Annotated in this window: 15 protein-coding genes and 1 pseudogene; 9 read left to right on the forward strand and 7 right to left on the reverse strand. The window is 42.5% G+C overall.

Features of this window, described 5'->3' with window-relative positions:
* Positions 1 to 130 precede the first annotated feature (130 nt).
* The 4 genes from N5J47_RS03175 to N5J47_RS03190 all read left to right on the forward strand — a co-directional run bounded on the left by N5J47_RS03175 (position 131) and on the right by N5J47_RS03190 (position 3002).
* Complete coding sequence (locus N5J47_RS03175; protein ID WP_267980965.1) at positions 131 to 649, forward strand: hypothetical protein; 519 nt, start codon at positions 131 to 133, stop codon at positions 647 to 649.
* 60 nt (positions 650 to 709) lie between these two features.
* The gene (locus N5J47_RS03180) at positions 710 to 2023 is read left to right on the forward strand and encodes a hypothetical protein (protein WP_267980964.1); all 1314 of its coding nucleotides are present in this window, start codon (positions 710 to 712) and stop codon (positions 2021 to 2023) included.
* A gap of 82 nt (positions 2024 to 2105) precedes the next feature.
* Positions 2106 to 2759 (forward strand): adenylate kinase, encoded by a 654-nt coding sequence (gene adk / locus N5J47_RS03185; RefSeq protein ID WP_267980963.1) that lies wholly within the window; start codon positions 2106 to 2108, stop codon positions 2757 to 2759.
* A 60-nt stretch (positions 2760 to 2819) separates the two neighbouring features.
* Entirely contained in the window at positions 2820 to 3002 is a 183-nt protein-coding gene (locus N5J47_RS03190; RefSeq protein ID WP_279959252.1) for a hypothetical protein, read from the forward strand.
* Here N5J47_RS03190 and nth read toward each other — a convergent pair.
* Together nth and N5J47_RS03200 are read right to left on the reverse strand one after the other, a co-directional pair.
* On the reverse strand, positions 2999 to 3685 hold the full coding sequence (gene nth, locus N5J47_RS03195; RefSeq protein WP_279959251.1) for an endonuclease III: 687 nt from the start codon (positions 3683 to 3685) through the stop codon (positions 2999 to 3001). The genes N5J47_RS03190 and nth overlap by 4 nt on opposite strands.
* Positions 3686 to 4477, reverse strand: a complete 792-nt coding sequence (locus N5J47_RS03200; RefSeq protein ID WP_279959314.1) for an RnfABCDGE type electron transport complex subunit B — start codon at positions 4475 to 4477, stop codon at positions 3686 to 3688.
* A gap of 412 nt (positions 4478 to 4889) precedes the next feature.
* On the opposite strand from N5J47_RS03200, the gene gdhA reads away from it, so the two are divergent.
* Positions 4890 to 6233, forward strand: a complete 1344-nt coding sequence (gene gdhA, locus N5J47_RS03205) for an NADP-specific glutamate dehydrogenase (RefSeq protein ID WP_004776793.1) — start codon at positions 4890 to 4892, stop codon at positions 6231 to 6233.
* Between the two features lie 80 nt (positions 6234 to 6313).
* Here gdhA and N5J47_RS03210 read toward each other — a convergent pair whose 3' ends face one another.
* From N5J47_RS03210 to N5J47_RS03230, 5 genes are all read right to left on the reverse strand, one after another.
* A complete protein-coding gene (locus N5J47_RS03210; protein WP_279959250.1) occupies positions 6314 to 7417 on the reverse strand; it encodes an META and DUF4377 domain-containing protein in 1104 nt (367 codons plus the stop codon).
* 172 nt (positions 7418 to 7589) lie between these two features.
* On the reverse strand, positions 7590 to 8363 hold the full coding sequence (locus N5J47_RS03215) for a class III extradiol ring-cleavage dioxygenase (RefSeq protein ID WP_279959249.1): 774 nt from the start codon (positions 8361 to 8363) through the stop codon (positions 7590 to 7592).
* A 106-nt stretch (positions 8364 to 8469) separates the two neighbouring features.
* A complete protein-coding gene (rlmH, locus tag N5J47_RS03220; protein ID WP_279959248.1) occupies positions 8470 to 8949 on the reverse strand; it encodes a 23S rRNA (pseudouridine(1915)-N(3))-methyltransferase RlmH in 480 nt (159 codons plus the stop codon).
* A 316-nt stretch (positions 8950 to 9265) separates the two neighbouring features.
* The gene (gene lon / locus N5J47_RS03225) at positions 9266 to 11695 is read right to left on the reverse strand and encodes an endopeptidase La (RefSeq protein WP_279959247.1); all 2430 of its coding nucleotides are present in this window, start codon (positions 11693 to 11695) and stop codon (positions 9266 to 9268) included.
* A gap of 145 nt (positions 11696 to 11840) precedes the next feature.
* Positions 11841 to 12428: a 5-formyltetrahydrofolate cyclo-ligase gene (locus N5J47_RS03230; RefSeq protein ID WP_279959246.1), complete on the reverse strand. Its 588-nt coding sequence runs from the start codon at positions 12426 to 12428 to the stop codon at positions 11841 to 11843.
* A 489-nt stretch (positions 12429 to 12917) separates the two neighbouring features.
* Here N5J47_RS03230 and N5J47_RS03235 point away from each other — a divergent pair.
* From N5J47_RS03235 to N5J47_RS03250, 4 genes and pseudogenes are all read left to right on the forward strand, one after another.
* A pseudogene (locus tag N5J47_RS03235) lies at positions 12918 to 17333 on the forward strand (ESPR-type extended signal peptide-containing protein); the annotation flags it as partial.
* Between the two features lie 57 nt (positions 17334 to 17390).
* Positions 17391 to 18182, forward strand: a complete 792-nt coding sequence (locus N5J47_RS03240; RefSeq protein ID WP_279959245.1) for an OmpA family protein — start codon at positions 17391 to 17393, stop codon at positions 18180 to 18182.
* A 261-nt stretch (positions 18183 to 18443) separates the two neighbouring features.
* Positions 18444 to 22214 (forward strand): DUF4132 domain-containing protein, encoded by a 3771-nt coding sequence (locus N5J47_RS03245; RefSeq protein ID WP_279959244.1) that lies wholly within the window; start codon positions 18444 to 18446, stop codon positions 22212 to 22214.
* 14 nt (positions 22215 to 22228) lie between these two features.
* Positions 22229 to 23320 (forward strand): AAA family ATPase, encoded by a 1092-nt coding sequence (locus N5J47_RS03250; protein WP_279959313.1) that lies wholly within the window; start codon positions 22229 to 22231, stop codon positions 23318 to 23320.
* The last annotated feature ends 173 nt before the right edge of the window (positions 23321 to 23493 follow it).

The raw sequence follows: 23493 nt of genomic DNA on the forward strand, positions 1-23493 counted from the left end.
TGTGGTGCGACAGTTTTTGACTTTGCAGACATTAAAATTGTATGGTCTTGTATATTAGAAGCAAAATAATTCTGTTAAAGTCACAAACTGTTTGAAATAGGACACACTCTTAGGGAAAGTGGAGAAAATAATGAAAAGAATTTACCTTTTGCTGGCGGTTTTAACATCTACTGGTTTGGTTCACGCTGAGGAAAATCCATTTAAGCCTGAACCTAAACTAAAGGATGCAAAAGTTTCAACCTGGAATATCGGGGCTGGTGTAACCAAAAAATTATTACACGCCAACCTTGAATGGGTGAATCCATATGGGATTGCCTATGCGAAAGCGGGTGCGTTTTTAAACGATGACAATGAGGCGGGCGGTCAGGTTGGCTTCCGTTATCCATATTACCTGACAGGCACAGATAAAAACGGATATTACGTTGGGGTGTATGCAGGTCATCTGGACAGCAAGAATTATGGTGGAAAAGTAAAGGCGAATTTGGGTGTGGGGGCTGATATGGCCTTTGTGTGGTTGAATAATGAACGGATTAGCACATTCAGTGTTGGTGCGGGCGTACGTGAACCATTGGAGGGGGCAGATGGGAAGACTGTTAAAAAAGCAGAACCTGTGCTTCAGTTTTCATACACCTTAAGTTTTGGTTTGTAGGAGAGGGCAGGCGTTCATCTTTTATAAGCCATAATGTATCAATAACTTTGAGAGTCATGCATGTTTGATTACGTCAATGAATTGTGGCAGATTTTCTTAAATCGACCTGACCATCTGGCAGTCTTAAGTATCATTCCAGTGACTGCCTTTGTAACATGGGCACACGTGTGGATGGCTTTGAAAATGGTGTTTTACCCAATTAATTTCTGGGGATTCCATTTAGGACCATTACCTGTAGGTTGGCAAGGGATTGTGCCGCGTAAAGCAGGACGTATTTCAGGCATCATTACTGACAATACCCTATCAAAATTAGGTTCATTGCGAGAGTTTCTGGAAGCGATGGACCCTGAGGATATGGCAAACATCATTGGTGAGCAGGTTGGTTTTGAACTTGAACACCTGATTGATGAGGTCATGATTGACCGTAATGCGGTGTTGTGGGAAAACCTGCCTTATTCAATCAAGCGCCGTATTTATGCACAGGCACATAAACAGTTACCCAATACATTAAGGGAACTGGTGACTGAGCTGACCATGAACGTTGAGTCACTGGTTGACATGCGTGAAATGGTGGTGAGCCAGATGGAGGGTGACCGCCGTTTGATGGTGCGGATGTTCCTGAAAGTGGGGCAAAAGGAAATCAACTTTATTTGGCATATCAGTGCGTTGATTGGGATGTTTTTTGGTGTGTTCCAGATGATTGTCTGGTTTGTGGTGCCTTGGCACTGGACTGTTCCGTTCTGGGCTGCCATCTGGGGTTTCCTGACCAACTGGATTGCGATCTGGATGGTGTTCAATCCGATCGAACCACATTATATCCGCTATCCACAGATTTTCCGTTTAACCAAAGACCGTACGTTCCCGTGGATTGTGCCTGTGTTGAAGATTGGCACCTATAATGTTCAGGGTGCGTTCATGAAGCGTCAGGAAGAGGTTTCTGATGTGTTTGCCAGTGTGGTGACCGAGGACCTGATTACCCTAAAATCCATCATGACTGAAATGATGTATGGCAGTAAAAAGGACAAGACCCGTCGTATTGTCAAGCGTCATATCAATGAAATTATGGAAACGCCACTGGTGCGTACATCATTGCAGCTTTCACTTGGCCCTAGGGAATATGCTAGACTCAAGACCGACTTGATTGATCGCTCAATTGAAATTACCATGGGACCTGTATGTGACCCAGCCTTGAACGCCAGCCGCGCACAAAAAATCTTTCAAATGTTTAGGGACCGTATCCGTGAACTAACGCCGAAAGAATTCCAGAATTTATTGCGTCCTGCGTTTCAGGAAGATGAGTGGATCTTGATTGTACTGGGTGGTGTAACTGGTTTCTTTGCTGGTTTAATTCACTTATTTGTTGCTTTCTTATAATTAATTTGATGTTGGTTGGGCAATAAGGCTGTATGATATTGCTCAATTTAAGATTTATTGTTTTTAAATGAGGATGTTCTTTATGCGCATTATTTTACTCGGACCACCTGGGGCAGGCAAAGGTACTCAAGCTCAGTTGATCTGTAAGCGCTACAATGTCCCACAAATTTCAACCGGTGATATGCTCCGCGCTGCAATTCGTGAAGGTACTGAACTAGGCTTAAAGGCGAAAAGCGTCATGGAGTCAGGTGGTTTGGTTTCAGACGAATTGATTATTGGTTTGGTCAAGGAGCGTATTGCCCAGCCTGACTGTGAAAATGGTTGTATTTTTGACGGTTTCCCACGTACGATTCCACAGGCTGAGGCTCTGGAAACTGCGGGTATCAGCATTGACCATGTGATCGAAATTGATGTGCCTGACGAAGAAATCGTTCAGCGTCTTTCTGGCCGCCGTCAGCACCCAGCGTCTGGTCGTGTTTACCACCTGGTTTACAATCCGCCAAAAGTGGAAGGTAAGGATGACGAAACAGGTGAGGAGCTGGTACAGCGTCCAGATGATCAGGAAGAGACCATTCGTAAGCGTCTTGCGTCTTACCATAGCGAAACTGAGCAACTGGTTGGTTTCTATCAGGGGCGTGCCGCTTCTGGTGAGAATGCACCGACTTATGATAAGTTGAATGGTCTGCGTGCCATTGATGATGTACAAAAAGACCTGTTTGCGATTCTGGATAAATAACCTGAATTGCGAATGATGAAAGGGCTCTGAATAGGGCTCTTTTTATTTGGGAGAAAGCTTGTGCTAAAAGTGGTTCTTATTTTGGTAGTGGTCTTAAGTTTGGCTTTACTCTTGTTTCTGGCGTACCAGAGCCAAAAAATGCTGCGCCATGTGCAAAAACAGCAGGCACTGGAAAATCGGCAGAATGGAAAATCGCGTCAGCTACATCCAAAATTGCGGCAGGATAAAAAACCTCAGGATTAACTGAGGTCTTTTATTGCAATGGTCTTGCTTGCACCAAACTCAAAGCGGTCAGGCCAGTTGCAGACATCTGCAACCACACATTCAAAACATTTCGGCTTACGGGCGATACAGCAATAACGGCCATGTAGAATCAGCCAGTGATGGGCATCCAAAATGAATTCTTTCGGGATCACCTTAACCAGACGATGCTCAACCTCTAACACATTCTTTCCAACGGCTAAACCTGTACGGTTTCCCACTCGAAAAATATGGGTGTCCACCGCCATAGTCGGCTGTCCAAATGCGGTATTCAGCACCACATTTGCTGTTTTACGGCCCACACCTGGCAGTGCTTCAAGCTGTTGACGTGTTTCAGGTACTTGTCCCTGATATTGATCAACCAAAATCTGGCAGGTTTTAATCACATTTTCAGCCTTGGCATTATAGAGCCCAATGGTCTTGATATATGCCTTGAGCCCCTCGACACCAAGATTAAGGATGGCTTGGGCTGTATTTGCCACGGGATAGAGTTTATCGGTTGCCTTGTTTACACTGACATCGGTTGCCTGTGCTGAAAGCATCACCGCAATCAGCAGTTCAAATGGCGATGAATAGTTCAGCTCTGTACGGGGATCGGGGCGCTGTTCACGCAAGCGTTCAAAGAAAACCTGAATTTGCTTTTTGGTCATATTTTTAACGGGCATTTAGACTTCCTGCAATTCATTTAAACGTTGTTGTAGGCTAAGCAACTGCACCTGTTTCTGTTCATCGGCCCGTACGCTTAACTGTTTTTCCAGCTTCTTGATCTGGGTGCGGATTTTAGCCAGTTCAATCGTGGTTTTTGCATCAACTGGGGTGCTTTCTTTGGGTTTGTCTGCCAGTGTAATCACAGGCACATTATTGAGTGCCTGTGAGAACTGGGCAAACAACTCGGTATCAATTTCAGCCCGTACAATCGGGCCCTTACGATTCAGGCGGCGTTTTTCTTCACGCTGGATATGGGCATAGTAACGATGCCTTAATTCATCCTGTTCCTTGACGCGCTGTTCTCGGGTTGGCAGTGGCTTGATGTCGGCAACTAGGTCAATACAGTCAACTGGACAAGGTGGGATGCATAGTTCACAGCCTGTACACAGATCCGCCAGTACCGTATGCATGAGTTTGCCACTGCCGATGATGGCATCTACAGGACATGCGCTGATACATTTGGTACAGCCAATACATTCATCTTCACGGATCACCGCTTTCATTTGCTGTGGGCGACCATCTGCCTGTATTTCCCAGACACTTGGTTCGGCAGTCAATTGTGGGCGCTGTAACAGTGCGGCAAGCGCATCCGCAACAGGCTGTCCACCTGGAACACATTTGTTCGCATCTTCACCCTCGGCAATGGATCGTGCGTAGGGTAAACATCCATCACGATGCCCACATAAACCACACTGTGTCTGTGGTAAAAGCTGGTCTATCTGGACAATCAGGGAATGTGGTGGGGACAGGGACATAACAACAGGGGAAACAAAATGGGACGGAATAGTATAACAAAAAATAGATGGTGTTGGCGGTGAACAACTGGAAACAACAGTTGGCTTAAAGCGTTGGATGTTGATAAAAAATGGTGCGAATATTGCACTTTAACCAAGCAATCCTGCAAAAAATCATATCTTTCTTGTTTTTTTTAATTAATTGAAATTCTTTAATATATTAAATAATGCACTAAAATGATACATGGTATTTTTTATAGGAATGTTCGTTATTTTTATTATTTAAATATTTGATTTATAAAAATTAAAAATAATATGATTGAAAAAAATATTGTGAATTAAAAAAAATAAGTATTAAATAGGTGCGTTAAACTATTTTGGTGCGTTTTTTGCACTTTTATGAATCATTCGACTTGAGGGTCAAACATTGAAATACAGTAGCCTAAGCGACTTCCTGGATTATGTTAAAGCTCGTGATCCACATCAACCAGAGTTTCTGCAAGCTGTGGAAGAGGTAATGATGAGTTTATGGCCTTTCATTGAGAAGAACCCCAAGTATGCTCAATATGGCTTATTAGAGCGTTTGGTTGAACCTGAACGGGTGATTCAGTTCCGTGTTTCATGGATGGATGATCAGGGTGAAACCCATGTGAACCGCGCGTTTCGTGTACAGTACAATTCGGCAATTGGGCCATTTAAAGGGGGAATGCGTTTTCACCCTTCAGTGAACCTGTCTATCCTGAAGTTTTTGGGTTTTGAGCAAACCTTTAAAAATGCACTGACCACATTGCCAATGGGCGGGGGCAAGGGCGGATCTGACTTTGATCCGAAAGGAAAGTCTGATGCCGAGATTATGCGTTTCTGCCAGGCCTTGATGCTTGAGTTGTACCGTCATTTAGGATCAAACACTGATATTCCAGCAGGTGATATTGGTGTAGGTGGCCGCGAAGTTGGCTATATGACGGGCATGATGAAAAAACTCAGCAATGACACCTCGTGCGTGTTTACGGGTAAAGGAATCTCGTTTGGTGGTTCATTGGCGCGTCCAGAGGCAACAGGTTATGGTACGGTGTACTTTGCCGAGGAAATGCTGAAAACTCGTGGCGACAGTTTCGCGGGTAAAACGGTTTCCATTTCTGGTTCAGGCAATGTGGCGCAATATGCGGCAGAAAAGGCCATGTTCCTGGGTGCAAAAGTGGTGACCCTGTCTGATTCAAATGGTACGGTCTATTTGAAGAATGGTTTTAGCAAGGCGCTTCTGGATGAAGTGATGGAACTGAAAAACGTAAAACGTGGTCGTATTTCAGAGTTTGCCTCTAAACATGGTTTTGAATATTTTGAGGGTAAAACACCTTGGCATATTCGTGCTGATATTGCCTTGCCATGTGCGACACAAAATGAGTTGAATGGTGAAGATGCTGAAATTCTTTTGGCTAACGGGGTCATCTGTGTGGCTGAAGGTGCGAATATGCCATCTACATTGGACGCGGTAGAGAAGTTTGTTGAGGCAAAAATCCTCTATGCGCCAGGTAAAGCCTCTAACGCGGGTGGTGTGGCAACGTCAGGTCTGGAAATGTCGCAGAACGCCAATCGTTTGGGTTGGTCATTTGAGGAAGTGGATGAGCGGCTGCATGCGATCATGAAAGAAATCCATCGCAACTGTGTGAAATATGGTACGCAGGAAGATGGAAGCATTAATTATGTGGATGGTGCCAACATTGCAGGATTTGTAAAAGTGGCTGACGCAATTCTAGGTCAGGGCATTTATTAAAAATCCCTCTTTAATAAAGAAAGACTTTCCATAAAAAATCCGATGTTAAAAGCATCGGATTTTTTATTTATGGTATGGGTTTATGGTTTTTTCACCAACTCTTGCTCAACCACCATATCCAATACATCTGCCTGACTGGACTGGTCCGCGGCTGGGTTTTTAATTTCAAAACGCTTCACACGTACAATAACACGCTGCTCTGGGTTGTGTTTAAAGCCCTCGATTTGACCATAGTACAATGACCAGTCTTTGTCCGCGTAGGTTTTGATGCCCTTGTCATCATATTTAATTTCACGAACCTGCATGCAGGTCATTGGCGCGACACCAACACAAGACTTGGTTTCAGGTGAAATTTCCAGAAAAACTGTTTTACCCTCAGATTGATATTTCGCTTCAGGTGTCATTGTGCCAATGAACGTGTATTTCTGGCCTTTGGTGTCGCTAATGACTAGACTTGGTTGGTCAGGATTGCTGGTATTTACATTAAACGAGATTTCACGCTTTTGCAGAAGATCTGCGGTAAATTGTTCCTGCTTCATCAATGCAGGTTCGCATGCCATTTGAGTAGAAAACATATCACCTGTAATGATTAAATCATTTTCGACTTTCCATGTGGTCCCTTGGCGGTTACAGCCTGAATCTACAGATAAGCGGTCTTTGCTAAAGCTAAGAACGATCGGTTTTTTGGTGTTAGCAGGCTGATATGACCATGTATAGTTGGTTAATATGTTGCGATCAGTCATTTTGCTTCCCGTGAAGATATGCTTTTGACCTTTGCTATCAGTGACCGTCAGGATGGCCTGCCCATTGACCGTACTGATTTCAAAGGGAATACGCTTTTCACTGAAAATATCAGAAGATAAATGTTCCTGCTGCATCAGGTCATCAGCACATGCCATCATGGTGGACACCAGTGGAGAGGTCACAATGCTGTTACCCTCAACTTTCCAAGTACCGCCTTGACCATTACAGCCAGTTAAAATTGTCAGTTGTTGATTGTCATTGAAAGTTAAAACCAATGGTTTTGAAGCCTTGGATGCTTGATAAGTCCAGTTATATTCTGTGAGGTTTTTTACGGCTGTTGTATTCATTTGTGTAATTACACTGTCAGTTACATTTTGTACTGATTGGCAGGCCATTAGGGAAAGTGGAAGTAAGGCAAGAACTAAATATTTGATTTTCATGTTCAAAACGACAGTAAATAAATAACAGTCTTAAGCTTAAAGTATTCTTAAAAAAAGAGCATGTAGTACGTTTAGGTATTCAGTTTGCTAAATGTATTTATTTGTAATATTCCAGCAATTATGGCCTTATGGGCGGGACGATGATGATCGTCCCTTTTTATGATATGAAATTTTAATCAAACCGATAAATATCCATGCCCAATGAACCCATTGAAAAGCTGCTGTGCACAATATTAAAACGATGGCCTGTCCCCATAGCAAAAAATAGTGGGGCAAAATGTTCAAGCGTGGGATGGTTGCGCTGGACATAGGGTAAGGATGGCCAATCCAGTACCGCATCATAGTTCTGGTGTGTCAATTTGCTCACCACTGCATTCCTGAATGTACTTGCCCAGGTCGGCACATCTGTAGGGTTGTGCCATGACAGCTCAGCGAGATTGTGGGTGATACTGCCTGAACCAATTAACAGGATTTGCTGATCGCGTAATGGTGCAAGCGTTTGCCCGATTTTATAAATTTCATCCGCATTCATGTGAATAGGCAGGGAAATTTCAACCACAGGAATATCTGCATCTGGATACATATGTAACAACGGCATCCATACGCCGTGATCGCGTGGACGGGTGCTGTTTGCGTGGGCCGCAATATCTGCCTCTGCAAATAGACTCAGTATTTCCTCGGCCAACTTTGGTGCGCCCGCCGCAGGGTAATGAATCTGATACAGTTCAGGTGGGAAGCCACGAAAGTCGTGCCAGGTTTGTGGTCGAGTGGAGGTGCTGACTTCCAGCGCCTGACTTTCCCAATGCGCTGACATCACCACAATGGCCTTGGGCTTTGGCAGATTGGTGCTTAGGCGGTATAGGGCAGGACCAACCTGCTCAGGATCAAGTGCGAGCATTGGCGAACCATGAGAGATAAATAACCCTGGTAAAGTTTGCAAGTTCATAACAGCGCACCTGATTGGAGAGACCTGATTATCGTGACAAATTCTTTAAAGGAATGACACTACCTAAACTTCAATATATTGTTCTAAAATCAGAACAACTATAGCGCTATGCCCGATGATAAGGATGGTTATGGTTAATGCTCATCGCACGATACAGTTGTTCAATAAGCAAGATACGCACCATGGGATGGGGCATGGTGAGCTTGGACAATGACCAGTGCCAGGCCGCGGCCTTGCGTACCGCTTCGGAATGTCCATCTGGGCCACCAATGGCAAGTGCGATGTCGTTGCCCTCTAGCATCCATTGCTTCATGGTATCTGCCAGCTTTTCAGTGCTGAGTTCGCGCCCGTCTACTTCTAAAGCGATCAATGTCTCATTTGGCCTGAGGGCATTCAAAATACTCTCACCCTCAATTTGACAGTATTTTAGGATATCTGCCTCAGAGTCATTTTTCCCACGTTTCGCCATAGGCAGCTCAATCACCTGAGTCTGTACAAAGGGCTGGATGCGTTTGAAGTAATCTTCAAATCCAGTAAGTACCCAGGCAGGCATTTTTTGACCAATGGTGAGAATACGAATTTTCATAGGATTGTTTAAATCGACACATTCAGCGCATTATAAATGCTGCTGAAAATTATAGGGTGGTGTAAACGGTTTATCTTGTCATAAAAGATACAAAATAGCGGATTATTCTCTCCATAAAAAACGCAGCTCAACATGCGTATGAGCTGCGATCAAAGAGCCATCTGTCTGGAGTTCAGATGGCACTAAAATGAGTTCATGAGTCAAGTTTGGCCTTTGTTTTATCGACTCCATTTCATTATGCAATATACTGGTTATTTTTCAACCAAAATATGTAACAAAAAAAGAGAGCCGAAGCTCTCTTTAATTTTTTCAAGGATTAGTGACGTGCAGCCTTTGCTTCTTCCACTGGTTTTACAATTGGTGTTTTTGGCAAAGGTTTAGGGGTATCCGTCAAAGCTAAAGGTAGGATTTCATCAATGCTTTTCACAGCCTTGATTTCCAAGCCTTCCTTAACATTGTCTGGAATCTCAGCCAAGTCACGGACATTATCCTGTGGAATGAAGACCAGCTTGATTCCACCACGGTGTGCCGCAAGAAGTTTTTCTTTCAAGCCACCAATACGCATCGCACGACCACCAAGACTTGTTTCACCTGTCATGGCAATGTCTGGACGAATCGGAATACCTGTAAATGCCGATACAAGGGCAGTGGTCAGTGCCAAACCAGCCGATGGGCCATCTTTTGGTGTTGCACCTTCAGGTAAGTGAACGTGGACATCAGTTTCATCGAAACGAGATGATTCAATTCCCAGTTCATCCGCACGTGTACGAACAACAGTCATTGCTGCGGTAATCGATTCTTTCATTACATCACCGAGTGAACCTGTGGTAATGAATTTACCTTTACCTTTTACGGCTGCAACTTCAATGGTCAGTAACTCACCACCCACTGAAGTCCAAGCCAGGCCATTGACACGACCGACTTGTGCTTCATCTTCAGCAACACCAAAGTCAAACTTGTGTGGACCCAGATATTCTGGAAGATTTGCAGAAGTCACATCAACCTGTAGGTTTTTAGACTTCTTGCTCACCGCCTCTTTCACAACTTTACGTGCAATTTTAGACACTTCACGCTCTAGGCTACGGACACCTGCTTCACGGGTGTAACGTTGCACGATGTCACGGATCGCTTCTTCATGAACAGTCAGTTCTTTAGCACGTAGGCCATTGTTCTTGATTGCTTTCGGAACAAGGTAACGTTCAGCAATGTTCACTTTCTCATCTTCGGTATAACCAGGAAGACGAATCACTTCCATACGGTCCAGCAAGGCCTCAGGAATATTCATGCTGTTGGCTGTACAGATGAACATCACTTCCGAAAGATCTAGGTCAAGATCAAGGTAATGATCGTTGAACTTACTGTTCTGTGATGGATCGAGTACTTCAAGCAATGCTGAAGCAGGATCGCCACGGTAGTCCTGTGCCATCTTGTCAATTTCGTCGAATAAGAACAATGGGTTCTTCACGCCGACTTTGGTCAATGACTGCACAATTTTACCTGGCATCGCACCGATATAGGTACGACGGTGACCACGAATTTCAGCTTCGTCACGTACACCACCGAGGGCCATACGGACAAACTCACGACCAGTCGCTTTTGCAACTGATTCACCAAGAGAGGTTTTACCCACACCTGGAGGACCAACTAAACAAAGGATCGGACCTTTGAGTTTTTTCACACGCGACTGAACTGCCAGATATTCAACAATACGATCTTTAACATCATCTAAGCCATAATGATCGGTATCGAGAATTTCCTGCGCTTTAGCCAGGTTAATGCTGACCTTGCTGGCCTTATTCCAAGGCGTATCTAAAATCACTTCCAGATAGTTACGAACAACGGCTGCTTCACTGGATGCAGGTTGCATTGCCTTGAGTTTACGGAACTCAGCTTCAGCTTTTTTGCGTACGTGCTCAGGCAAATCTGCTTCAGCAAGACGTTTCTCGATTTCCGCAACATCATCCTCAGCACCACCATTCATGTCGGAAAGCTCACGTTGAATGACTTTCATTTTTTCATTTAGAAAGTATTCACGCTGGTTCTTTTCCATTTGACGTTTAACGCTGTCATGTAGGGTTTGTTCAATTTGCTGTTCAGCAGATTGATTCATCAAGTAGCTCATCAGTTCCTGCAAATGCGCTTCAAACTCGTCATGTTCTAAAAACTTTTGTTTTACTTCAATGTTTAAAGGCACACGGGTCGCAACGAAGAACATCAGTTGTAACAGGTCCTCGATTTTATTTGCCGCTGCAATCAGTTCACGCGCATTACGCAGTTTCGCTTCCGCATATTGGGCGAATAGGGTACGCAATTCATTTAAGCGGGTTTCTTGGGCTTCATGATCCAAAGGAACGGTAATCGGGCTTAAATGATGTTCAGCTGTTAAATACTCTTCCCCATCAATAATGCGTTCCAGTTTCGAACGATGCAGGCCTTCGATCAGTACCTTAATGCAGTTTTCATCATTTTCATGATTGACGACCTGTACGATTTTAGCCACGGTTCCATATTGATAGAGGTTATCGTGATCAATTTCTTCTGTAAGCGAATCTTTTTGCGCAACTACAAATACTAAATTGTCACCGTTACGAGCCACATCCACTGCATTGATCGATTTTTCACGACCCACGAATAGCGCGATCTGCATGTGCGGATAAACCACAACATCACGTAGCGCTAATAGTGGTAATACACTTGGAACCTGTGGCTCTAAGCTTGTTTCATTATTTAAAATATATTCAGACATGGGCACTCCTAATGAGTGACAACGGTGTTGCCATGTTTTTTATAGTGAAGTGCATTTTTAAAATTACAAGGGTTTTTAGTTAGAAAATATAAAAAAAAGACTAAATTGGTTGGGATTTGGGCAAAAGCATATATAGATGATGCATTTAACGTTTGAAGTAATATTTCTGTGTTGGTGTAAATAGGGCATCCAAAGGTTGATCCCATTTTTGCCTGAATAAAGGTTCATTTATATATTGAAAGGAATGGGCGAGTCCCAGCCGAAAAGGGCGATGTGGGGCAGTTGCCAAAGTACGGTCATAAAATCCACCTCCCATGCCGATTCTTGTTCCAAGCTGGTCACAGGCCAATAAAGGCATAATCAGTAAATCCAGGGTGGAAACATGCTGCCCACGCGTTGCCATTGGTTCTTTCATACCGAGAGGATGGTGTGAAAAACGTTTATTTAAATATTGATTGGAGCTGATTTTTACCCATACCAGGTTTTGGTTCATATTACAGATCATGGGCAGATAGACCTGCTTGTTTTTTTGAAAACAGAACTGGATGATTTTTCGGGTATGCACTTCACCAAAGGCATGTAAATACAGACCAATTTTCTGGGCTGACTTGAACTGTGGCGAATATCTGAGTCGATTTAAAACCTGTTGTTCAGCTTGTTTATGCTCCGTAGGAGAAATAAGTCTTCTTTTTAGGCGGAGCTGTTTTCTCAATGGATTTAAAGGCTGGTTCATAACATTTAAAAATGATTTTCTTTTGAAGAATAATACTCGATTTTCTGGGAAAGTTCCTGAATATACTCATGGTGTAATGGTCAGATTTGTTGTTGGAATTAAACTTTTATTTTTCCATTTGGTTCTATTTTTCGTCTTATTTCTATATTTAAAAAATTTTGTTTAATGTCTTTTTTCAGCATAAAAAACGATAAAAGACTAGAGTTATTATTCTATTTTTCACTTTATTTATAAAATAAAAACAAAAGATAACAAAAGAAAATAAACGAATATTATTTGATTTAATTCAAACAATTAATTTACTTGTTTTTTGTAAAAATGAGAATTATATCTCATTTTTAAGTGTGGGATTTTGCTCGGTTATTTACCAATTTTCATTATTTAACTAGCATGCGCACAATTTTTAGCGGCACAACTAAAAATGCTTCACTGCATTTTTAGACCATCAATAACTGTAGTAATAATCCGAGAATTTTTATGAACAAAGTGTATAAAGTGGTTTGGAATGCATCAATTGGAGCATGGGTCGCAACATCTGAAATTGCAAAAAGTAAAACCAAAACCAAGTCAAAAATTTTTAGTTTATCTACTGCTGTTCTGGTTGGGATGATTAGTTTTTCTTCCACGGCATTTGCGGGCTATGAACAAAATGGCGGCTCAACCAGCATTGACTGTTCAACAGAGCGTGATGGCGGCGTAAATAATCCTGGCGGTACACGTAAATCTTCCAACAGTATTGCATTAGGGGCAAATGCTTGCGCGCCTAATACGGATTCAATCGCTATCGGACGTGCTGCAACCACACAATCGGGTACTGGAAATAATGGTTACAGTGCGCAGAGTGTTGCAATTGGTGCGGATGCCAGGGCAACAGGTGACCAGTCTGTCGCATTGGGTTCAAACACACGCGCATTGGGTAATTCGTCTGTTGCGATTGGTGGGGATGATGTTGATAAGATTGCCAGAGATACTGATTTAAGCCAAAAATATACTGAGATTACAGGTGGTAAGTTACAGGCTGGACGTTATCCAAGTACTGAGGCAAGTCATGGCTCTTCTGCTGTGGGAAGCCAGGCTGTTGCAACAGGTGCGTTTTCCTCAGCATTTGGTATGACCTCCAAGGCGACTGGGGATGCCTCATCCGCTTTTGGCGTTATGTCAAATGCTTCTGGTAAAGGCGCTGCGGCATTTGGTGCTGTTGCACAGGCAACAGGTGATGGTGCATCGGCGATGGGAATCAATTCGCTTGCTTCTGGTACGAACTCAACGGCAATTGGTTCTGGCAACAAACCAGGTGAGGGAGCCAAGGCAACAGGAAACAGTGCCGCGGCGATTGGTAGTGGCGCACAAGCAACTGGAGATAATACTGCTGCTATTGGTAAAGGTGCTGAAGCAACAAATGAAAATGCTGCTGCTGTGGGTGGTGGTGCAAAAGCTACAGGTAAAAACGCTGCTGCAATTGGTGGAGGCGCAGTTGCAGATCAGGAAAATGCAGTTGCTGTCGGTCAAGGTGCACAGTCAATGGTTACTGGTGGTGTAGCCTTAGGTGCACGCAGTAGGGTTGAAGTAGACAATAGTGTTGCATTGGGGCAAGATGCGGTTGCTACAGAAACAACAGGAAACTCTTTCCTAACCAACCGTGATGCATCAATGTCAAATGGTGTTGTTTCTGTGGGCTCTATTGGTAAGGAACGCCGTATTACCAATGTTGAAGATGGTGCTGCTGATTCAGATGCAGTGACAGTACGTCAGCTTAAGAATGTTGATAGTCGTGTGAATCAAAACACGCAAAATATTAGTAATAATACCCAAAACATTACCAACCTAAATCAAAAATTAGATGACACCAAAACGGATTTAGGTAATCAAATTATTGATACCAACAAAAATCTGAATGATGCCAAAACAGATTTGGGTAACCAGATCACGGACACTAACAACAAGTTAAATGACACTAAAGATCAGTTAACCAATCAGATTACAGATACCAAAACTGAGTTAAATAACACGATCAATAACACCAAGACCGAGTTGGAAAACAAGGGCTTGAACTTTGCTGGTAATGCAGGTGCAGATGTTCATCGTAACTTGGGTGACAAATTAAACATCGTCGGTGGAGCTGATGCTGCAACATCAGAAGACAAGACCAGCGGTGAAAACGTTATCACACGTACCACAGAAGATGGTATCAAGATTGAACTGTTGAAAGATGCGAAGTTCGACAGCATTACCACTGGTGATACTGTAGTAAACAACAAGGGCTTAACCATTAAAGATGGTCCAAGCATCACCAAAGATGGCATCAATGCAGGCAATAAAGTCATTACCAATGTTGCGGATGGTGTAAATGGTAAAGATGCGGTGAATGTTGACCAGCTAACCAAGGTCAAAGATGGTCTGGATGGCAAGATTACTGATACCAACACCAAGTTAGATGATGCGAAGAAAGATTTGGGTAAACAAATTACGGACACCAACAACAAGTTAAATGACACCAAAGATCAGTTAACGACTCAAATTACCGATACGAAAACTGAGTTAAACAACACGATCACCAACACCAAAACAGAACTGAATACCAAGATTGACAACACCAAGAGCGAGTTGGAAAACAAGGGTCTAAACTTTGCAGGTAATGCAGGTACTGACGTTCATCGTAAATTGGGTGATAAGTTAAATATCATTGGTGGAGCTGATGCAGCAACAGCAGAAGACAAGACCAGCGGTGAAAACGTGATTACACGTACCACAGAAGATGGCATCAAGATTGAATTGTTGAAAGATGCGAAGTTTGACAGCATCACCACTGGCGACACTGTAGTAAACAACAATGGCTTAACCATCAAAGATGGTCCAAGCATCACTAAAGATGGCATCAATGCAGGTAACAAGGTTATTACTAACGTTGCCGATGGTTCAATTACTAATGGTTCTAAAGATGCAGTAAATGGTGGTCAGATTCAGAATATCTCTGACAGCATCAAGAACAGCATCGGTGGCAATACGACTGTTAATAAAGATGGCAGCATTACGACCAATAGCATTGGTGGAACAGGAAAAGACAACATTAATGATGCAATTAAGTCAGTCGATGATAAAGTCACTACGGGTGTGAATGACCTGACCAATAAAGGTCTGAACTTTGCAGGTAATGCAGGTGCTGATGTACATCGTAAGTTGGGTGATAAGTTAAATATCATTGGTGGAGCTGATGCGAATACAGCAGAGGACAAGACCAGCGGTGAGAACGTTATTACACGTACCACAGAAGATGGCATCAAGATTGAATTGTTGAAAGATGCGAAGTTTGACAGCATCACCACTGGCGACACTGTAGTAAACAACAATGGCTTAACCATCAAAGATGGTCCAAGCATCACTAAAGATGGCATCAATGCAGGTAACAAGGTTATTACTAACGTTGCCGATGGTTCAATTACTAATGGTTCTAAAGATGCAGTAAATGGTGGTCAGATTCAGAATATCTCTGACAGCATCAAGAACAGCATCGGTGGCAATACGACTGTTAATAAAGACGGTAGCATTACGACCAATAACATTGGTGGAACAGGTAAAGACAATATCAATGATGCAATCAAGTCAGTAGATGTCAAAGTCACTAATGGTGTGAATGATCTGACCAATAAAGGTCTGAACTTTGCTGGTAATGCAGGTGCAGATGTTCATCGTAAGTTGGGCGACAAGTTAAACATTATCGGTGGAGCTGATGCTACAACAGCAGAAGACAAGACCAGCGGTGAGAACGTGATTACACGTACCACAGAAGATGGCATCAAGATTGAATTGTTGAAAGATGCGAAGTTTGACAGCATTACCACTGGCGACAGCGTATTAAACAACAATGGTCTCACCATCAAAGATGGTCCAAGCATGACCATTAATGGTATTGATGCTGGCGGTAAGAGAATTATTAATGTTGCTGATGGTGTTGATGCAAAAGATGCAGTAAACAAAGGTCAGCTTGATAAGCAGATTAATGATGTTAAAGATCTGGTTGGTAAAGAGATTGGTGATTTGTCTGATCATGCTGTGAAGTATGACAAGGATAAAAATGGCAATGTTGATAAAAACTCTGTGACTTTGGGTGGTGGCGATACAGGTACAAACCTAAAGAATGTTGCTGATGGTAAGGTTGAGCAAGGTTCTAAAGATGCGGTGAATGGTGGTCAACTATGGAATGTTCAGAAACAGGTCGATCAGAACTCGAATGATATTCAAAATATCCAGAGCAATATTAATAACATCAACAATGGGAAATCTGGTCTGATTCAACAGCAAACACCAAATGGTGAAATTACTATAGGTAAAGATACTGGTGGTACAAGTATCAATATGGCTGGTAAAGAGGGTGACCGTGTTGTACAGGGTGTGAAAGAGGGTGAGATCAAGGCTGGTTCTAACCAAGCGGTGAATGGTGGTCAGATCCATAACATCTCGAACGGTATCAAGAACAGCATTGGTGGTGAAACTTCTGTAAATTCAGATGGTAGCATTACCACCAACAATATTGGTGGCACTGGTAAAAACAACATCAATGATGCGATTGGAACATTGAACCAGTCAAACCATGAGTTGGGCAACCGAATTAATAACCTGGGTGACCAGTTACAGCAGGTGTTCTACGACACCAATCAACGTATTGATAATGTAGAGAAAAAAGCAAATGCAGGTATTGCTGCGGCAATGGCGCTAGAAGCTGCACCATTTGTTCCAGGTAAATATACCTATGCAGCAGGCGCGGCGTATCACAGTGGTGAAAATGCAGTTGGTGTGACCTTGCGTAAAACTTCTGACAACGGGCGCTGGTCAATCACAGGTGGTGTTGCTGCGGCATCTCAAGGTGATCCAAGCATTCGTATTGGTATCAGTGGTGTCATTAATTAAGAAACTGGCGAGGAGGGCATTCGCTCTCCCTACTCAAGAATTAAAGAGAGTAAAGAGATGAAGAAAACAATTCAAAGCTTGATGGTGGCCGCTCTTGCTGGTTTCTCAGTGGCAACTTATGCAGATGAAACTGTAACAGCAGTTCAGCAAGAAGAGATTAAATTCCCAGCCATAGAAAAGAGCTATTTAAAACAGGTAAAGCGTTATGAGTACGATAACGTGGCACGTCTGGATACAGGTTTAACCAAGGACCAAATCCGTCATTTATTGGGGAATCCTCAATTTAGTGAGGGTATATTCTTTGTGAAAACCTGGAACTATGTTCTGGATATTCGTCAACCCAATAGCCAGGATTATTTACGTTGCCAGCTTCGTGTTGATTTTGACAAGAACTATGTGTCAGAAAAACTATCCTGGAAAGGCGAGGCATGTGAGGGCTTGATGGCTTGGGGCGAGAATAATCAGGTACCCGCCAATACAAACTTGAATAGTATTAATTCGGGTAGTGTATTCTTCGCCTTTGATCAGTCAAATGCAAATGCCATTGAGCAAGGTCGGGCTTCAATTGTGTCAATTGCACAGCGCATTAACCAGAGTAATTCAACAGGTCCAATTGTGGTTGCTGGATTTACTGATCCATTGGGTAAATTTGCCTATAACCATCAATTATCAGCACAACGTGCCAATACAGTTGCAAAATTATTGGTCGGTGAGGGTGTTGATGCTAACCGTATTCAGATTCAAGCCAATAGTCAAACTGATTTATATCAGCAATGTGCAGGTAATAAAGTGAATAGTCAGCTTGTGGGGTGTTTGGCACCAAATAGACGTGTCAATGTGAGTTGGTAATCCATCTTAAATAAAAAATGGCTACTTTAAGGTAGCCATTTTTTATGTGAAGCAAGATGAGTGGTACGACAAAAAATGTCGCACTATGCTGTATCTTGGGCTGTATTTGCTTTCTCTTTCCTTATAATAAAAACATCAAAAATATATTCAGTGGGTTGTTATGTATTGTTGTAGAATTTGGGCATTAAAAGAAATCTAAAATTGATTTTTAAATGAAATCAAGAATTAAGTAAATAATTGGGGAAAATAAGAGGCTATTTCATGTTTGAAAGTATTAAGAATAAAGTGAATCAGTTGATCAATCCGCAAGGGCAGAATACGCTGGAGTCAGAAACCCTAGCTTTGCTCAGCACAATTGTTGAACCTTTGGCAGAGGTGGATGCATCATTGCCCAATCAGGTTTTAAACTATGTTGTAAATGGACAAAATCCTGAGGTTTTACTGGCCTTACAACAACAAGCGACAGATAAAGCCTGCGCATTGTTGGGCAGTCCTGGCACCTATGGCTGGTTTTGGCCCTCTTCAGAACTGACCAAAGCTCAGGAGAAATTATGCAAAGCCTCTCAAAACGCACGTTATAAACTGTATATCAATATTTTTTCAAAACTCAACAGTGAACAAATTATCCGTTATGGCAAATTCTTGGAAGCAGCCACTCAACAACGAAATTACTCTCAATTGTCCAAACAAACCCCTGTGTGGTTTAGCTATGTTTTGGTAGATGGTTTATTAATCAGTTTTAACCATCAAAGTTTTGATGATCGCCAGAAAAAATCACATCGTGATCTTTGGACACTAGCAGTATTAAAACAACTTTATTTATCTGAGCCTGAAAATAACAGTGAGGGGTTTATTGCAACACTGTTTGAGCGAGATGGCGTCAATAACTATCATCATGATCAGCTTAATGTTTTATTTAAGTTATCAGATAGTGTTGCGTTTTTTACTGAACATGCCGAACAGATTCGTGAGATTTTACCGAAGCTATCTGCCGCAGCACAGGGGATTTTTTTAGAGTTTATTGCCCAGCATCCAGACTTGTTACAACAACAAACTGAGCTGATAATTATCCTTGCGCTCAGTTCAAGCAAAACAGTTCGTGAACAGGCAACGGTATTATTGTCACAGCTTAACCAAACTGAAAGTCAGCAATACTTGCAACATTTCCTGTTGAATGGTGAGAGCAAGCAGCGCAGTTTTGCGGCGGATTTACTGGCGCGTCTGGGTGAGCAAAACCGAGACATTTTGCAACAAGCCGCAGACAGTGAAAAATTAAAATCGGTGCAAGTGTTGATTATTGCTGCTTTACAACGTCTTGAAAGCTTGCAGCAGGTGGTTGAGGTTGATTACACCTTACCTGAAATTAAAGCCATCGAAACGCAGGAGATTCCAGAAAGTTTTATCCCAATCATTGTGGAAAATTATCAAGCATTACTGGAAAAAGCCAGACAGCGTGCTGAGCAGGAAATAGAAGATAATAAGACTGCATCCTATAAAAGTACCTGGGCACAAAGTAATTACAAAGAGCTGCAAAAACTCAAAATAGAGCAGATTAGCCAGCAGTTGTTTTCCACAATTAATGGTCAGAAAAGAACCCAGATACATGGTCATCACTATAATATCCTGACCCACCAGAATAAGTTGCAAAACTTGCCTGAGTATGGCTTGGAACATGCGCTACGTTTAAGTTATCACGGACGTAACTGGATTAACTGGAATGATTTATTCAATAGTTTGCTAAAACCACATCATTACGAAAATCTTGAGTTACGTCAGCTTGAGCAGTTGATGCAACAGGTTGGTTTTGAAAAGCCTGCGCGAATGATCGCTGAGAGTTATTTAGAAAACTATTACTATGAAACCTTGAGTAGTTATATTGCAGATGATGACAAGGTTGCTCCTTTTTTCATGGAGCATTTAGACTTTATTTCTGAAGCGTTGGGTTTATTACCTGATAAAAGTGAATCACGTTATCGTAGTTTTGAAGCTTTATATGCAATTGGTGTGTTGCAACGTTTCCCACAATTGCCAAAACAGTTTATTCCACGATTGCTTGAGTTTGCTTTAGGGGATGGTAAACGTTTACGTTTCGATGCTCAGGAAGTTTTGAAAAAATTACCTGATATTCATTTAAGGGCAATTGAAGCCTTAGGAAATGGTAAACAGGAAATTCGTATTACCGCGATTGAATGGTTGGCACGTTTACAACATCAAGCCGCTGTACCTGCCTTATATGAGTTGTTGAAAAAAGAGAAAAAAGAAGTTGTTATTGCGGCAATTCTGACGGCTTTGGAGCAATTAGGGGAAGATATCAGTGGCTATCTTTCACCTGAGACTTTGCTGAAAGATGCTGAAAAAGGGCTAAAAGGTAAAATTGTCAGTAGCTTTAGCTGGTTTGATTTACAGCATTTACCTCAAGCCCAATGGCAGGATGGCAGCCAAGTTGATCCTAAAATTATTCAATGGTGGGTGATTTTAGCGGATAAATTAAAAGATCCGATTCCAAATGCCTTGTTGCAGCGTTATATGGGGTTGCTTAATGAAAAGAGTCAGCAAACACTTTCGCTACATTTACTACAAAGCTTCATCTACCAAGATACACGTAATCCAACTTTAGAAGAGGCGATGGAGGTTGCAACTAAAGAAGCACCGAGTCGGTTGACATCCTATCAGGACTCATTTAAGCGTTGGGGACAAAAGTACCCAGAGTACTATGGGCGTTATGAGCACATCACGTTAGAAGAAGTGGTTGAGGAAATTAAACGCGAACGTCTAGCGATCTATCTAGGCTCTGCAATAAAAAGCAAAGGTATGTTGGCACTCACCTTTAAAACACAGGGCAGTGTTGCGGTGAAATTGTTGCAGGATTATATGAAGCAACACTATCAACGTCGTGCGCAAATTGAAGCAATGTTGAGTAGTTTTTCGGTCAGTGATGATCCACTTATGATTCAATTGCTACTCAGCCTTTCACGTCGTTACCGTACTGCATCGGTTCAGAATCTGGCAAAACAACTGGTTGAGCAAATTGCTGAGCGTAATCAATGGAGCAGTGATGAGTTGGCAGATCGTACCATTCCAACCGCGGGCTTGGATGATGCAGGTGTACTGAGTTTAGAATATGGTTCACGGATTCTGACTGCTTATGTGGATGAAAAAGATAAATTTGTACTGAAGAATGAAGATGGCAAGATCATCAAAAGCCTGCCTGCTGCACGACAAGGCGATGATGAGAGCTTAATTAAAGAAGCCAAAGCATTATTTAGCAGCAGTAAGAAAGAATTTAAGCAGGTCATTGATTTGCAGACACAGCGTTTATACGAAGCGATGTGTAGTGAACGTGTCTGGAGCAGTGCAGACTGGCAAGAATACCTGTTTGCACATCCGATTATGAAGCGTTTGATTCAACGTTTGGTTTGGTTGGAAATTTCTATTGATGGTGAAGTTTTACAAAGCTTCCGCCCAAGTGATGATGGCAGTTTGTTAAATCTGGAAGATGATGAAATTGAATTGTCGGCAGATAGCCAGATCAAAATTGCGCATGTGGTTCTGATCAGTGCTCAAGATGCTGAGGCATGGCAAGCACATTTTAAAGACTATAAAGAGAAGTTTCTGTTTGAACAAATGACACACCAGCTTCCAGTTTTTGAAGCACAGGCTGAGATGATTGAAGATCGTAAAGGCTGGTTGACCGATACTTTCACCTTACGTGGTGTGATCACCAAGTTGGGTTATCAACGTGCCTCGATTGAAGATGGCGGTTCCTTTGATAGTTACTTTAAGCCCTTTAGCCAGATTGGTTTATCTGCTGTGATTCGTTTTAGTGGTAGTTATGTACCAGAAGAAAATCTTGCAGCGGTCTTGTATGACCTGAGTTTTGAGAAAAAAAATGTGCGTTCTTGGCGTGACAGTGGGATGAATCTGGCAGATGTTCCGCCTGTGTTGTTGGCTGAGACCTATGCGGATTATTTAAAAGTTGCTGAGGCATGTTCTGGTTTTGATCCTGAATGGCAGAAGAAAACACCTTGGTAGAAAATGGTAAAGATATGAATCAACAAGACATTATTAAACTGAGTGCTGAACAACGCTTTGCAGAAGAACTATCCACATTAACTGAGCATGATCATGCACCCAAGCCACAAGGTTGGTTACGTTCACCACATGCAGTGCGTCAATTCATTCTCGGTGATGAAAAACTTGCCATCAGCCGTAAATTTTATGGTGATGATGCCTTGGTAGATCGAGCCATTGTCACTTTATTGGGAAAACAAGGTTTGATGTTGGTGGGCGAGCCTGGTACAGCAAAATCCATGCTTTCTGAGTTGTTGGCAGCTGCGATTAGCGGTGATTCTGGACTGACCATTCAGGGGACAGCGGGAACAACCGAAGACCATTTAAAATACTCATGGAACTATGCCTTATTACTTGCAGAGGGCCCAAATGAAAAATCTTTAGTACCATCTCCTGTGTATCAAGCGATGCAACAAGGCAAGATTATTCGTTTTGAGGAAATTACCCGTTGTCCACCTGAAATTCAGGATGTGCTGGTATCTCTCATGTCTGAGAAGACCATGATGATTCCTGAGCTAGGTGAGCAAGGTCGTGTTTATGCTAAAGCAGGATTTAATATTATTGCCACTGCCAATTTACGGGATCGGGGGGTACACGAGATGTCATCGGCACTGAAACGTCGTTTTAATTTTGAAACCGTTCGCCCGATTGCTGACCCTGTGTTTGAGCGTGAATTAGTATTGACTCAGTTAAAACGTGAGTTAGGGGATTTATTTGGTCAGATTCAAATGTCTGAATCTGTGGTCGATCTACTAGTCACAGTTTTCCAAGAATTACGCCAAGGCACAACCAAAGATGGTACATCAATTAAAACCCCTGATGCAGTGATGTCAACAGCGGAGGCGGTGAATATTGCCTATGCAGCGGCTTTGGAGGGCTATTATCTAGGTAATCAATCCTTGAGTGGGGCAGCGATTGCGCGGCAGTTGATTGGCGTGGTGCTCAAGGATAATGTGGATGATGCCAAGCGTATGCGTTTTTATATGGATAATGTGGCACGTGAACGGGCGAAACAGAATGCAACCTGGAAAGCTTTTTTTGATGCTGGGAAGACGTTTTGGCAGTAGTGGAATGTGGATGAGTAAATATAACCTAAAATTCTAGTTTTGATTAGCTATCGTGGGGGCGGCATGGATGCCGCCGTTGAGCAGGGGTTACAAGGATGTACCCTCTGCTCAACAAAGGATTTTTGTTACCTTGCGGAGTACACTCCTCACCTATGAAAAGTAAGGTGTCGCCT

Origin of the sequence: Acinetobacter sp. GD03645, assembly GCF_029845285.1 — a bacterium.
GTDB lineage: Bacteria > Pseudomonadota > Gammaproteobacteria > Pseudomonadales > Moraxellaceae > Acinetobacter > Acinetobacter corruptisaponis.

Excerpts from the sequence above, each read along its gene's own strand:
- N5J47_RS03230 (WP_279959246.1), bottom strand. The coding sequence starts at position 12,428 with ATGAACCAGCCTTTAAATCCATTGAGAAAACAGCTCCGCCTAAAAAGA.
- N5J47_RS03250 (WP_279959313.1), top strand. The coding sequence starts at position 22,229 with ATGAATCAACAAGACATTATTAAACTGAGTGCTGAACAACGCTTTGCA.
- N5J47_RS03245 (WP_279959244.1), top strand. The coding sequence starts at position 18,444 with ATGTTTGAAAGTATTAAGAATAAAGTGAATCAGTTGATCAATCCGCAA.
- adk (WP_267980963.1), top strand. The coding sequence starts at position 2,106 with ATGCGCATTATTTTACTCGGACCACCTGGGGCAGGCAAAGGTACTCAA.
- N5J47_RS03210 (WP_279959250.1), bottom strand. The coding sequence starts at position 7,417 with ATGAAAATCAAATATTTAGTTCTTGCCTTACTTCCACTTTCCCTAATG.
- N5J47_RS03180 (WP_267980964.1), top strand. The coding sequence starts at position 710 with ATGTTTGATTACGTCAATGAATTGTGGCAGATTTTCTTAAATCGACCT.
- N5J47_RS03240 (WP_279959245.1), top strand. The coding sequence starts at position 17,391 with ATGAAGAAAACAATTCAAAGCTTGATGGTGGCCGCTCTTGCTGGTTTC.
- lon (WP_279959247.1), bottom strand. The coding sequence starts at position 11,695 with ATGTCTGAATATATTTTAAATAATGAAACAAGCTTAGAGCCACAGGTT.
- rlmH (WP_279959248.1), bottom strand. The coding sequence starts at position 8,949 with ATGAAAATTCGTATTCTCACCATTGGTCAAAAAATGCCTGCCTGGGTA.
- nth (WP_279959251.1), bottom strand. The coding sequence starts at position 3,685 with ATGCCCGTTAAAAATATGACCAAAAAGCAAATTCAGGTTTTCTTTGAA.
- N5J47_RS03215 (WP_279959249.1), bottom strand. The coding sequence starts at position 8,363 with ATGAACTTGCAAACTTTACCAGGGTTATTTATCTCTCATGGTTCGCCA.
- N5J47_RS03175 (WP_267980965.1), top strand. The coding sequence starts at position 131 with ATGAAAAGAATTTACCTTTTGCTGGCGGTTTTAACATCTACTGGTTTG.